Annotated in this window: 11 protein-coding genes and 2 tRNA genes; all 13 read right to left on the reverse strand. The window is 60.0% G+C overall.

Annotation, left to right across the window (positions count from 1 at the left end):
• Positions 1–183: 183 nt before the first annotated feature.
• The 13 genes from smpB to FYJ40_RS03400 all read right to left on the reverse strand — a co-directional run bounded on the left by smpB (position 184) and on the right by FYJ40_RS03400 (position 12,240).
• The gene (gene smpB, locus FYJ40_RS03340; RefSeq protein WP_154515980.1) at positions 184–654 is read right to left on the reverse strand and encodes an SsrA-binding protein SmpB; all 471 of its coding nucleotides are present in this window, start codon (positions 652–654) and stop codon (positions 184–186) included.
• Complete coding sequence (locus FYJ40_RS03345; RefSeq protein WP_154515983.1) at positions 644–1,561, reverse strand: hypothetical protein; 918 nt, start codon at positions 1,559–1,561, stop codon at positions 644–646. The genes smpB and FYJ40_RS03345 overlap by 11 nt, the downstream gene beginning before the upstream one ends.
• A 95-nt stretch (positions 1,562–1,656) precedes the next feature.
• Positions 1,657–1,733 (reverse strand) — tRNA-Glu (locus FYJ40_RS03350).
• Between the two features lie 17 nt (positions 1,734–1,750).
• Positions 1,751–1,824, reverse strand: a tRNA-Gln gene (locus tag FYJ40_RS03355).
• A gap of 734 nt (positions 1,825–2,558) precedes the next feature.
• Positions 2,559–3,026 carry an arsenate reductase family protein gene (locus FYJ40_RS03360; protein ID WP_370450588.1) on the reverse strand — a complete coding sequence of 156 codons (468 nt, stop codon included), beginning with the start codon at positions 3,024–3,026 and terminating at the stop codon, positions 2,559–2,561.
• Between the two features lie 14 nt (positions 3,027–3,040).
• A complete protein-coding gene (locus FYJ40_RS03365) occupies positions 3,041–3,607 on the reverse strand; it encodes a VanZ family protein (RefSeq protein WP_195838545.1) in 567 nt (188 codons plus the stop codon).
• 120 nt (positions 3,608–3,727) lie between these two features.
• Entirely contained in the window at positions 3,728–4,333 is a 606-nt protein-coding gene (locus FYJ40_RS03370; protein WP_370450589.1) for a recombinase family protein, read from the reverse strand.
• Positions 4,334–4,507: 174 nt separating this feature from the next.
• Positions 4,508–6,643 (reverse strand): ribonuclease R family protein, encoded by a 2,136-nt coding sequence (locus FYJ40_RS03375; RefSeq protein ID WP_154515994.1) that lies wholly within the window; start codon positions 6,641–6,643, stop codon positions 4,508–4,510.
• Between the two features lie 267 nt (positions 6,644–6,910).
• A complete protein-coding gene (ftsX, locus tag FYJ40_RS03380; protein WP_154515997.1) occupies positions 6,911–7,831 on the reverse strand; it encodes a permease-like cell division protein FtsX in 921 nt (306 codons plus the stop codon).
• Positions 7,818–9,035 carry a cell division ATP-binding protein FtsE gene (gene ftsE / locus FYJ40_RS03385; protein WP_370450584.1) on the reverse strand — a complete coding sequence of 406 codons (1,218 nt, stop codon included), beginning with the start codon at positions 9,033–9,035 and terminating at the stop codon, positions 7,818–7,820. Before ftsE ends, ftsX begins: the two co-directional genes overlap by 14 nt.
• A 333-nt stretch (positions 9,036–9,368) precedes the next feature.
• Positions 9,369–10,310 carry a transketolase family protein gene (locus FYJ40_RS03390; RefSeq protein WP_154516000.1) on the reverse strand — a complete coding sequence of 314 codons (942 nt, stop codon included), beginning with the start codon at positions 10,308–10,310 and terminating at the stop codon, positions 9,369–9,371.
• Position 10,311: 1 nt separating this feature from the next.
• On the reverse strand, positions 10,312–11,142 hold the full coding sequence (locus tag FYJ40_RS03395; protein WP_154516003.1) for a transketolase: 831 nt from the start codon (positions 11,140–11,142) through the stop codon (positions 10,312–10,314).
• Between the two features lie 207 nt (positions 11,143–11,349).
• Complete coding sequence (locus tag FYJ40_RS03400) at positions 11,350–12,240, reverse strand: YitT family protein (RefSeq protein ID WP_154516006.1); 891 nt, start codon at positions 12,238–12,240, stop codon at positions 11,350–11,352.
• Between the last annotated feature and the right edge of the window lie 20 nt (positions 12,241–12,260).

Below are 12,260 nucleotides of genomic sequence, written 5' to 3' on the forward strand. Positions count from 1 at the left end.
ACAATGAAACATATGTGTCAGAACGGTAAGAAAAATGAGCCACACGCAGTTGCGGTGAAAAAGTCCCTGTTTAAGCCTGGATACCCAACAAACAGGAACTATTCCACCGCAACTTGCGAGGAGCAGACCGGGAGTACGACAACAGTGATGGATGAACATCCCCGCCCGCCCGGATATCAACCCTTAGCGATTACGCTCCTTAAGCGCGCGATCGATTTCGCGCTGAACGTCACGTTTGGCCATGTCCTCGCGTTTGTCGTAGAGCTTTTTGCCACGGCCCAGGCCCAACAGCAGCTTAACGCGACCATCGGTATTAAAGTAGAGCTCGAGCGGCACCAGTGCATAGCCGCGGTTGCGTAGTTTGCCGTCAAGATAATCAATCTCCTTGCGATGCAGCAGCAGACGGCGCCGGCGATCGGGATCACGGTTCCACACGCCACCGTGACTATAGGGATGGATGTGCAAACCCACCAGCCAGCACTCGCCGCCGCGAATCAGTGCAAAGGTGTCGGTGATCTGGCACGCGCGCTCGCGAATCGACTTGACCTCGGTACCGCTCAACTCAATGCCGCATTCGAATGTCTCGTCGATAAAGTACTCGTGATGCGCCGAACGATTCTTGGAGATGAGCTTGCGCTCGCGCTTACTGGGCATCGCCGGCCTCCTCGGCGTCATCGGCTTTCCCGCTCGCGGCCTCGCGTTTGGCCTTGCGCTCGGCGTTGAGCTCGGCATCGCTTTCGCGCACCAGCTTAATGATCGCCGCGCATGCCTCCTCGCCCACCAGGTCGCGGGCACGGACCGTCAGGCGTGTAGCCTCCTGCTTGTCGCCGTCGCTCGCAGCGTCGGTCGCACACATAATCAGACAAATGGCAATCTCGGCCGAAGGCGAGGTCGGTACGCCCTGCAACGCCAGCTCGCCCATCACATGCTCATCACTCTCGTCGGCGGCATCCGGATAGGTGGCATGGATCTTGCTGAGCAAGCGCGTCGTATGTGAATCGCCAGGGGCCAAGCGCAGCGCCAGACGTGCGCAACCCACGGCCGCCGAGACGTTCTCGGTCTCGGGCTCCAAAAAGTACTGGCCCAAGTTGGCGTAGGCGCGGGCGGCGCACCTGCCGTCACTCGCACGCTCCAGCACCGAAAACGAAAGCGAAGCCCACTCCTGCTTGTCCTCGAGCGCACGGAACAGCTCGGCCAGATCCAGTCGGTAGTTGCAGTTCATGGGGTCCCAGCGCACGGCCTGCATCAAGGCATTGCGGGCGCTCACATAATCCTGCTGACGGATGTAGGCAAACGCCATGTCGGAGTACAGGCGGTCAAACGGCACCTCGACCTGCACCAGCTCGCGTGGATCCTTTTCCACGCGGCGGTAGGCCAGGCGCTCAAACTTGCTATCGAAGCTAAAGTACTGGCGGTTCTCCTCCGTTTTGCACTCGGCATCGATATACTCCTCGGCGAGCTCCACCAAACGCTCCAGCAGCGGCGTCGCCGTGGCCAGGTCTCCCTGCGCCAGGTAATTCTCGGCATACGTAATGTCTTGTAGGCTGATGGGCAGGTCCATGGCAACTCCTCGGTCCAGGTGAAACGCGGCTCATTCCACACATGCGGTGTATACACAAAACCCGGGTCTCTTGCGAGGCCCGGGCATTCAATTTGTGGTAGCCCGTACCAGATTCGAACTGGTGATCTCCGCCTTGAGAGGGCGGCGTCCTAAACCGCTAGACGAACGGGCCATATGTAGCAAATGCAATGGCTGGGATGGAGGGAGTCGAACCCCCATTGACGGAACCAGAATCCGCTGTCCTGCCATTAGACGACATCCCAATGATTGCATCGCTGCGCTCGGCTGTGCCTTTGCGCAAGAAAGAAATATACGGGAAGCATCGCGATGACGCAAGTCTTAATTTTGACTTTTTTAAAATTCGGTCAAATTGGCCTAATTTCGTCCAACCCGTGAAGGACCTGTGATGCCGACCGCTGTACACGAAGGGCAAAACGCCGCGAGCGGTAGTCCTCAACCGTTGGCAGATACTAACGCGAAAACGATAGCACCAGGCAACACAATCGAAGTATCTTTTGATCATGCGGACGTCATGGCATGCGGCGCTCCCCGACCTCAAGCACATCCAGGCAAGTCTCGTCGAGCTGTCCGGCATGCCGACCGTCATATCCGAGACGAACCTGGAGCGGCGGCAGCGCGAGCGCCTGCAGCGGTAACGAATTCCGTTTATCTGCCCCGGCATTCAGGCATACCTGCCCTTTATGGACGAAGAGTACTGGAGCGACACGCCCGACAAGCACGTAAAGATCTACGACCCACACGAATGGGCGCAGCTGAAGGACTGACTGGGGCAGGCCCGCCCTGGAGTAGGCCCGCCGGCAGAAATCGCATCCCAGATTTCAAGCTCAAACTGGTCCCCACTTTCCCGTCGAGCCCTCAACCGGAAACCGTGTCCCAGAATCAGCGCTCGAAACGGGATGTCATTTCCGATAGAGCCCTCAACCGGAAAGCATATCCCAGAATCAGCACTCAAAATGGGACGCACTTTCCGAAGCCGCTACAGCAACGCCTCGGTCCAAGCCGCTTCCCTAAAGCCGGGGATCGCAAAGTCGTCGCCCACCAGCAGCGGGCGCTTAACCAGCATGCCGTCAGTCGCCAGCAGCTCGCAGCATTCCTGGTCCGTCATACCCGCATCCAGGCGCGCTTTCAGACCAAGCTCTCGATATTTCATGCCCGACGAGTTAAAGAAGCGTCGCACCGGCAGCCCCGAGCGAGCAATCCAGGTCGCAAGTTCCTCAGCCGAAGGATTGTCTGTAACAATATCGCGATCGACGTACTCAACCCCATGCTCGTCCAACCAGGCCTTGGCCTTTTTACACGTCGAGCATTTGGGGTATTCAACAAACAGCACTGCCATGGGGATTCCCTTCTTAGAAAAGACAAGTGTCTGGCAAACAGCGCATCGATGGCCATCTGCGACCGATGCCGATATTGTAACCAGCGCCGACGTACAGGCGGTCGCGATTTTTCATCTTGAGGTTAGCGCCTCGCATGGGCGCCAATGGGACAGGTCGCGCGCTGAACCAGCGCGGCGGCCAACAGTACCAACAGCATGGCGACAACGTAACCCGCGGCATCGAAGCCCAGGTCGATCATGTCGAAATGACGACCAGGAACAAAGATCTTGTGCACTTGGTCACCGACAGAGCAGACGGCGCAAAAGAGCAGAGCGAGTACGTACCGGAATCGCGCGCATGGCAGGCACTCGCCCAGGCATGCCACTGTCGCCGAAGCAAACAGTCCTACAAAGAAGAACTCAACGGTATGTGCGACGCGACGAATGTTGGCACCCATCCACAGACGAACGGGCGCAAGCGGGTCGGGATGAACAGTGGCAGTCGTTGAATCCGTGCCCTCGACGGCATCCCCCGCCTGGAACTCCTGCGTGGCGTCGGGCCGCACGTCCGCGGCCCGTCCTTCCACCGCATGCGCGGTGGACTCGCTGAGCGACGACGTCTGCTCCACGTTTTGCTCCGTCAGCATCCAAATACTTGCCAGCGTCACGACCAGCAGGACAATCGAAATCCATCCGACTATGTGCTTCACACGCGCCAAGGGCTAACCTCCGTCATTTTTTGAGCAGCAGCGAGTGTACCCCCAAATGCAGTTGTCGCCGTAGCGAAATCCAAAATGTTCGAATCGGGGCGCCAAAGGACCGTGGCGCCCCTACTCCATCTCGCGCATCCAGCGATCGAACGTCCCCACGCACACGCCTAGCCGCTTTGCCGCCTGACTCCGCGTGATATCACCCGCCTCGTAGGCATCGCGTACCAGCTCGAATTGCGGGGGACAGGGCTTGCGGGGCCGGCCAAAGCGCACGCCGCGCGCTCGCGCCGCCGCAATGCCCTCGGCTTGGCGCCGGTGGATGTTCTCGCGCTCCACCTGCGCCACATAGCTCAGCAGCTGCAAAACAATATCGGCAATCAACGGACTCGTCACGTCCGACCCACCACAGTCTCTGGCGCGCGTGTCGAGCAATGGCATGTCCAGCACCACGATGGCGGCGCCGAGCTCTTTGGTTATGCACCGCCATTCCTCGAGGATCTCGCTGTAGTTACGGCCCAGCCGATCAATGGAAAGTACCACCAGCACATCGCCGGAATCCAACGCGCACAGCAGCTCGCGATACCGCGGTCGATCGAAGTCCTTGCCACTCGCATGGTCGGCAAAGATATTCGCCGGTTCCACGCCATAGGCGCCCAGCGCATCCAGCTGCCGATTCAGATTTTGATCACGCGAGCTCACCCGCGCATACCCGTACACCGTTGTTATCTCATCCCCGCTCTCTCGTAAACCTCCCAAAAAGGGACAGGTTTATTTTGGTAGGTTTTATCTCCCCTATAGCAGGCGGAAGACGCAAGCGCGCGAGCGGCAAGGCGATTGAACCGCCACAAAAAAGGCAGCCCCAAAAGACCGCCCCGTTCTCTATCAATCACCAAATTCCGGCTAATGAATAAGCCTGAAATCCAAGTGCCCGCGGGTCGTGTTGACGCGCGAGACCTCGATGATCACGCGTTGCCCCAACTCAAAACGGCGCCCCGTGTCGGCACCCGTCAACGTGAGCGCGTCCTCGTCAAACTCGAACCACTCGCTTCCCAAACTCTTAATCGAGACCAAGCCCTCGGCCTGTGTCAGGTCGAGGCGCACAAAGAGGCCCATGCTGCTGACCCACGAAATGGTTCCGGCATAGCGCTCGCCCAGACGATCCTCGTAATACTGGGCGATCTTGATCTTTTGCGTCGCATGGCTGGCGGCGTCGGCCGCACGCTCGGCATCGCTGCATGCACGGCAAATCTGCGGCAAGATGCGCGGCAGCGACTCGCCACCCCTGCCGATCAGCCGCGGCGTGCGCGCCAAGGCATCCTTGCCGCCCAGCTGCTCATACGCCAGCTGCAATTTGAGCACACGATGGACAACAAGGTCCGGATAGCGTCGGATAGGGCTCGTAAAGTGGCAGTAGCACGGCGCGGCGAGCGCAAAGTGGCCCTCGTTGCGCGGCTTGTACAGCGCGCGCTGCATGCTGCGCAATAGCAACGTGTTGACAAGCGGGGCATTTGCCGTGCCAGCGGCAGCGTCAACCGCCGCCTGCAGCTCATCGGGACTTCCCAGGGCAATGCCGGCCGCGCGGCGATCGTCGATGATACCCAGCTGCGCCAGCGCCACGGCGGCCCCGTGCAAGCTGTCGGGGCTGGGATCATCATGCACGCGATAGCATGCCTCAATATCGCGGTCTGCCAGCCACTCGGCAACGCACTCGTTGGCAAGCAGCATAGCTTCCTCGATGAGCGACGTGGCACACGAGCGCTCGCGGGCCACGATCTGCACGGGAACGCCGTCCTCGCCCAGCAAAGCGCGAATCTCCGCCGTGTCAAAGTCGACCGAGCCGCGCGCACGGCGAATGCGACGGCGTCGCTCGGCAAGCTCGTTGGCAGCGACTAGGAAATCGCTCAGATCCACGTCGTAGTCGCGGGCAGTCTCTTCGCAAGTCAAACCGCGCTCAAGCGCCTCCTCGCGCGACGCCTCGGCTGCAGCAACATCCTCGGCGGCACCTTTCAACACGGAGTACTCCACCGCACCGGCACGCACCAGCAGTGCCTCGGCACCGTCATAGTCCATGCGCACGCGCGAGCGAATCACGCTGGGATACGGATCGTAGTGGCGGACGTGCCCCTGCGCATCGAGCTCGATGTCGACGGTAAACGCCAGGCGATCCTCGTCGGGGCGCAAGGAACACAGGTCATTCGACAGGCGCTCGGGCAACATGGGGAGCACGCGATCGGCAAGGTACACCGACGTCGTGCGATGGCGAGCCTCTAGGTCGATGTGTCCGTCCCAGGCCACATAATGCGATACATCGGCGATATGGACACCCAGCTTGTAGCCGCCCTGCGTCGTGCGCTCCAACGAGATGGCGTCGTCAAAGTCGCGCGCGTCGACCGGATCGATCGTGATGATAAAACGGTCGCGCAGATCGCGGCGAAGTGGGTCCTTAAGAGCTGTCGCCACGTCGAGCGATAGCTCCTCGGCCTCGGCAAGGGCGGTCTCGGGATAACTATCGGTATAGCCGTAACGAGCCATGACATATTGAACGCCCAAGTCGGGTGCATCGTCGCCGCCAATACGGCGCTCAAGAGTCACGGTGCCCGATTCCAAGCGTGTCGGATAGCTCAAAATGCGTGCAACGACTGCATCGCCCGGATGCACGCCCAAACGCTCCGCCGAAGTATCCTCGGGCAAAATAAAGAAATCGGCCTTGAGACGCGAATCAAGCGGCTCGATCACACCGAGCGGGCCTGCCGTCTGATACGTGCCCACCACGCTTATGGCCGCGCGCTCGACAACGCCCTCGATCACGGCACGGCGATCGCCGCGCGGTCCGGTCTTAATGCTCACGGCCACGATGTCGCCGTCCATAATCTCGCGCTTGCCGCGACCCATAACCTTATAGTCGCCATTATCGGTGACAACATAGGCGCTGTGCTCATGGAGCTGCACGCGGCCCGTCAGGCTGGGACGCCGCTCGCTACGCACCGGCGCGCGCTTGTTGCGAGCGCTACGCTTATGTTTGTTATTGCGCCCCATGGCGCCTCCTTACTATCTGTTGCGGGGCCCGCAGGAGCAACCGCATCATGTCAAAACACCGTGCAGGCCTAAACCGCACGCATCAAAGAGTCTACCCAATCAACAACAGGGCACGCACCTCACGTCATGATCCCTATGTGACGGAGAAAATCGAATTATCGAGACAAGCCGAACTGCCGGTGAGCCCTTTTCCTCCGTCGCACGGGATCAAAAAACGGGCCGCCCCAGAGCGGGACGGCCCGTTAGCAAAACTAATTCCAGCTGTGTCTACACGCGCAGGTAGCGACGCATGGCAATGGCGGAACCAAAGAGACCGATGATCACGCCAACCAGGATCAGTGCGGCATACGTCACCAGGTAGTATTGCATCGGCAGCGCAAACGACATCCAGCCAATGCTCTCCTGAAGACGCGGAACCAACAGGTTGCGAAGCAGCTCCAAAACACCGATGGAAAGCAGCGAGCCCAAAACGGCCTGCAGCACGCCCTCGGTGATAAACGGACCGCGAATAAAGCCATTGCTGGCGCCCACCAGGCGCATGATAGCAATCTCGCGGCGGCGAGCCGTAATCGACAGGCGAATCGTGTTGTTGATAAAGATGAACGCGATAAACGTCAGCAAACCAACAAGCACAACGGCAGCGATGCGGATGTAGTTCGTCACCTGGAACAGGCGGCTCACTTCCTCCTGACCGTACAGAACGCTCGCGTCAACGTCACCGTCATCCGCGATCTTCTGGAAATCGGAGTTCTTCTTGAGCTTCTTGGCCGTGCTCTCGACCTGGGACGGATCGTCCATCTCGATCGCGAACGAAGCAGGCAGCGGATTCTGGCCATCAAGTGCGCTCAGAGTGGCGTCGGCGTTACCCGACATCTTGCTCGTGTACTCGGCCAGCGCGTCGTCCTTGTCCTTATAGGTCACGGACTTAACGTTGTTCCACGTCTTGAGCTCACTCTCGAAAGCCTGGACGTCGGCCTGGTCGGCGTCATCGCTAATAAACGCGTTGATAACAACCTGGTCCTCAACGGTGCCGATCACGGAGTTCAGCATCGCGGAACCCATGATGAACAGGCCGATGATAAACAGCGAAAGGAAAATCGTGATGACGGCGCCGAGCGAGGTGGTCCAGTTACGGAAGAAGTGGCTCATTGCCTCTTTGAGCGAATAGCCCACGTTAGTTGGTGCCATAGTTGCCGTAACCTCCCCTCTCCTGGTCGCGGATTACGTGGCCGCCCTCGAGGGCGATCACGCGACGATGCATACTATCGACCATCTCGCGATCGTGGGTAGCCACGATCACGGTCGTGCCGGTGCGGTTAATGCGCTCGAGCAGCTTCATGATGCCGAGCGAAATTGCCGGGTCGAGGTTGCCCGTTGGCTCGTCGCAAATCAGCAGCGGCGGACGGTTGACCATGGCGCGGGCGACGGCCACGCGCTGTTGCTCGCCGCCGGAAAGCTGATCGGGCAGCGAGTCCATCTGATCGGCCAAACCGACCAGACGCAGTACCTCGGGCACCTGGCTGCGAATGACGCCCTTGGGCTTGCCTATGCACTGCAGGGCAAACGCCACGTTTTCATAGGCGGTCTTTTGCGGCAGAAGCTTAAAGTCCTGGAACACGGCGCCAATCTGGCGGCGCAGGAAGGGAACCTTGCGGTTCTTGATTTTCATGAGATCCTGACCGGCGACCAAAATGCGACCGCTCGTAGGCCTGACATCACGGTTGAGCGTGGAAAGCAGCGTGGTCTTACCCGATCCGGAATGACCGACCAAGAAGACGAACTCACCCGGATAGATCTCGATGTTGATGTCGTCGAGTGCGGGCTTGTTGGGCTGTGCCGGGTAGATCTTGGTGACATGCTCCATCAGAATGACGGGCTCGACACCGGCCTGCTTGGCCATCTTCTTGCGACTTGCCTGCGGATCGATAGGCGCGAACACCGACGTAAAATCGGGGTTGTTGAGCGCATTGTCAAGACTTGCGACCTCGGCAGCCTGATCATTCTCGACCATGGGCGCAGCGGGCTGCGTAGGATCGGGAATGCCGGCAAAGAGGCCGGACTGCGCCGGTTGCGGCGCGGGCGTAGCAGGAACCATGGGATCGGGAATGCCCGCCATGGTCGGCTGAGGCTCGGCTGACGTCTGAGGCTGGTTCACGCGAGCAGTCACCTTTTGGACGGGCTCAAAGCCCGCAGCGGCAGAAAGCTCGACATCGCTGGTGGGATTGTAGGCAAAGGGATCGGATGCCGGCCGTGCCTGATCTGCCGGCTGTGCGGGGGCCTGGGCAATATGCTGGCCCTCTGAATCCGGAGTGGCGAAACGTGTGCCCGGGACACCTTGCCGTGTCTTGGGGGCCTCATCGCCCGCACCGGAGGTACGGAAGTGGTTACCCACTGGTGCTCCTTATCATCGTGCGTTTAAACTACATGAGCGCTTTGTATTTTAGCAGCATTAGCTTCGCTGCACATAAGAAGCATGGCAGGGTTTTGGTCTCACCGGCCGCGCACAGGGCTACCTCCCAAATCGTCCTCGGACATGTCGGAGTCCCCGCTGCGCGCTTCGCGCTGCGGGGACTCCTCCGTCCTGCGGAATGATTTGGGAGGAAGCCCTTGCTTGGTGCGGGCCCGATTTGTTTGTTGCCCACAAAAAACAGGGGCGCCCTCTTTGGGGGCGCCCCTGTTCTGGCTTGCATACGGTTGCTAAAGCGATACTTTGCCTCGTCTTGCCCTAGGCCAAGAACTCCTTGGTGGTTGCCACGATGTTGGCGGCATCCAGACCGTACTTGTGCAGGAGCTCGGCGCCCGGGCCGGACTCGCCAAAGGTGTCGTTGACGCCAATCTTCTTGAGCGGCGTCGGGCACTGAGCGCAGAGCACGTCGGCAACGGCGCTGCCCAGGCCACCGATCACGGAGTGCTCCTCGACGGTCACGACGTGGCCGGTCTTGGCGGCGCTCTTGACGATCAGATCGGCGTCGATGGGCTTAATGGTGTGCATGTTGATGACCTCGGCGTCGATGCCCTCGGCAGCGAGCTGCTCGGCAGCCTCGAGAGCCTCGCCAACCATCAGGCCGCAGGCGATGATGGTCACATCGGCGCCCTCACGCATGACGATGCCGCGGCCCAGCTCGAACTTGTAGGTCTCGGGGTCGTTGATGACCGGCGAGGCCAAACGGGCAAAGCGCATGTACACGGGGCCGTCGCACTCGTAGGCGGCGCGGACCACGGCGCGGGCCTCCACGTCGTCGGCCGGGACAATAACGGTCATGCCAGGGATAACACGCATAAGGGCGATATCCTCGCAGCACTGGTGCGTGGCACCGTCCTCGCCCACCGAAATACCGGCGTGCGTGGCGCCGATCTTGACGTTGAGGTGCGGATAGCCGATGGAGTTACGGACCTGCTCAAAAGCGCGGCCGGCGGCAAACATGGCAAAGGTGCTCGCAAAGGCAGTACGACCGGTGGTCGCGATACCGGCGGCGACACCCATCAGGTTGCTCTCGGCAATGCCCACATCAAAGAAGCGGTCGGGGCAGGCGGCCTTAAACTTACCGGTCTGCGTGGCGGCAGCCAGGTCGGCGTCGAGGACCACAAAGTCGTCGTGCTCGGCAGCGAGCTCAACGAGGGCCTCGCCGTAGCTTACACGCGTGGCGATTTTCTTGACGTCTGCCATCCTAGAGCTCCTCTCCGGCGGCCGTGAGCTCTGCCATGGCCTGCTCAAACTGTTCGTCGTTGGGGGCCTTACCGTGCCAACCAACCTGGTTTTCCATAAAGGAAACGCCCTTGCCCTTCATGGTCTCGGCGATAATGGCGGTAGGCTGACCCTTGGTGGCGCGAGCCTCGGCAAAGGCGGCGCGAATCTGACCGAAGTCGTTGCCGTCGGCGAGCTCCACCACGTGGAACTTAAAGGCGCGGAACTTGTCGGCGAGCGGCATGGGATCGTTGACCTCCTCGACGGGACCGTCAATCTGCAGACCGTTGTGGTCAACGATCACGCAGAGGTTGTCGAGCTGCTGATTGCCGGCAAACATGGCGGCCTCCCAGACCTGGCCCTCCTCGCTCTCGCCGTCGCCCAGCAGGGCGTACGTACGGTAAGTATCGCCCCAGTGCTTGGCGGCGACGGCCATGCCCACGGCGGCGGAGATGCCCTGGCCCAGCGAGCCGGTGGACATGTCGACGCCCGGGGTGTCGTTCATGTTGGGGTGGCCCTGCAGGTGGCTGCCGATATGGCGCAGCGTCTCGAGGTCCTCCTTGGGGAAGAATCCGCGCTCGGCGAGCACGGCGTACAGACCCGGAGCGCAATGGCCCTTGGAGAGCACAAAGCGGTCGCGGTCGGCCTTGCGAGGATCGGCCGGGTCGACATTCATTTCCTCAAAGTACAGATAAGTCATGATGTCGGCAGAGCCGAGCGAACCGCCCGGATGGCCGGACTTGGCAGCGTGCACGCCGGTGACGATGCCCTTCCTTACCTCGTTGGCAACCTTTTTGAGCTCTTCGTCGCTCATTGTGCCTTCCTTTCATCCTCTTTAGACAAGATGCGCACGGCGCAGAAGGTAATCCCAACCCTGCCACAATGCACGTGCGCCATTCATTATGCTGGAAACCGAAGGCTTTACCAGAGTTTTTATCATTATTTGAATAATTTAGCAGGCAGACCCGCTGATGAATCGGTTTATCAATGTGAACGTCTTTTGGATGGAGAGCAGTCTACCCTACGTGTTAATGTCCTTGAACCCCTCGCCGAAGGCTTCCGTAACGTCGGCGACCGTCACGATAGCTTGAGGATCGCGCTCACGCACGATGGTCTTAAGTGTATTGAGCTCGCGGCGGCTAACGATCACCATAATCACCGGCTTCTCTGCGCCCGAATACATGCCGGTCGCCTTAAATTTAGTGCAGCCGCGACCCAGGCCATACATGATATCGGCCGCGATATCGGGGAAATTGTCCGAGATGATGAGCACCATACGGCGCTTGTTGCCGCCATCGACCACAGCGTCGATCACATAGCCGCTAATTACCATCGAAAGCCCTGCATACAGCGCGTTCTCTAGAGAGAAGACGGGGGCCGATGCCGCGCATACGGCGACATCGATCGCCATGACGGTCGAACCCACCGGCAGCGAGGTATTACGCGAGATAATCTGGCCGATGGTGTCGGAGCCGCCGGTGTTGGCGCCGGCGCGTAACACCATGCCGTAACCAATGCCCGTGATAATGCCGCCCCACATAGCGGGAAGCATCAGGTCTGCATCTGCCAGAGGCGCTACAAACGGGGCAAACAGGTCGGTAAAGAAGCCCAATAGCACAAAGCCTGTCGCCGTCTGTACCACATAAAACATGCCGCCCTCGCGCATTACGACCAGCAACAGCAAGGCGTTCATCACGATGGTTTGGATACCGACGGGCAGCGACACGCCTCGCGCGGCACCGACCGCCTGGATAATAGTCGCAAGGCCCGTAACGCCACCGGCGGCAAGACCGTTGGGAATCAAAAACAGGTCGGTCGCGATGGCCGCCAAAGCGCACCCAAGCATAATCTGGGGCAGATCGTGGAAGAAGTTCATTGAAAGAATGCGCTTAATATCCAGACGATATGCCATGCTACCTCCCTCAAAAAAGC

The sequence above is a fragment of the Collinsella sp. WCA1-178-WT-3 (M1) genome (genome assembly GCF_009696325.1).
Taxonomy (GTDB): Bacteria; Actinomycetota; Coriobacteriia; order Coriobacteriales; family Coriobacteriaceae; genus Collinsella.

Coding starts and splice junctions, on each gene's coding strand:
- smpB (WP_154515980.1), bottom strand. CDS start 654: ATGCCCAGTAAGCGCGAGCGCAAGCTCATCTCCAAGAATCGTTCGGCG.
- FYJ40_RS03345 (WP_154515983.1), bottom strand. CDS start 1,561: ATGGACCTGCCCATCAGCCTACAAGACATTACGTATGCCGAGAATTAC.
- FYJ40_RS03375 (WP_154515994.1), bottom strand. CDS start 6,643: ATGGGGCGCAATAACAAACATAAGCGTAGCGCTCGCAACAAGCGCGCG.
- ftsX (WP_154515997.1), bottom strand. CDS start 7,831: ATGGCACCAACTAACGTGGGCTATTCGCTCAAAGAGGCAATGAGCCAC.
- FYJ40_RS03390 (WP_154516000.1), bottom strand. CDS start 10,310: ATGGCAGACGTCAAGAAAATCGCCACGCGTGTAAGCTACGGCGAGGCC.
- FYJ40_RS03395 (WP_154516003.1), bottom strand. CDS start 11,142: ATGAGCGACGAAGAGCTCAAAAAGGTTGCCAACGAGGTAAGGAAGGGC.
- FYJ40_RS03400 (WP_154516006.1), bottom strand. CDS start 12,240: ATGGCATATCGTCTGGATATTAAGCGCATTCTTTCAATGAACTTCTTC.